Source organism: Mesorhizobium sp. M1A.T.Ca.IN.004.03.1.1 (assembly GCF_003997555.1).
Lineage (GTDB): Bacteria > Pseudomonadota > Alphaproteobacteria > Rhizobiales > Rhizobiaceae > Mesorhizobium.
Genome location: NZ_RZTV01000087.1, coordinates 1 through 356, shown reverse-complemented (window position 1 = coordinate 356; position 356 = coordinate 1). Strand labels below are relative to the sequence as shown.

1 protein-coding gene is annotated in these 356 nt (G+C 63.8%); it reads right to left on the bottom strand.

Annotated elements, in window-relative coordinates; genetic code table 11:
- Nucleotides 1-120: 120 nt before the first annotated feature.
- Nucleotides 121-356: glutathione S-transferase family protein (locus tag EOD29_RS30815; RefSeq protein ID WP_164763892.1), on the bottom strand; the 236-nt coding region annotated here is incomplete at its 5' end.

The following is a 356-nucleotide window of genomic DNA, read 5'->3' as shown; positions in this document are numbered from 1 at the left end:
CGTGATGCGGCAGAGATCGAAGCCCTTCGCGACCGATTCCGCCCGAACGAAGTCGGTCAAATTGTCGCGGCGCCGCCGCTCTTTGTCGTCTCTATAAGCTTCGGGCATGAAGAGCCCTCGTCAGAAATCCAGATCGGCATAGTGTGAAACCGGTGTCAGGCCGCGCACGCGCTCGGTCAGCATCGGCCGGAAGGACGGACGCGACTTCAGCCGCTGGTACCAGTCCTTGACGACGGGCGAATCCGCCCACTCGATCTCGCCAAGATAGTCGAGGATCGAGATCGAGGCCGCGGCGGCAAGGTCGGCATAGCTCATCCGCTCGCCCGCCAGCCACTGACGCGAGCCGGCAAGCCAGG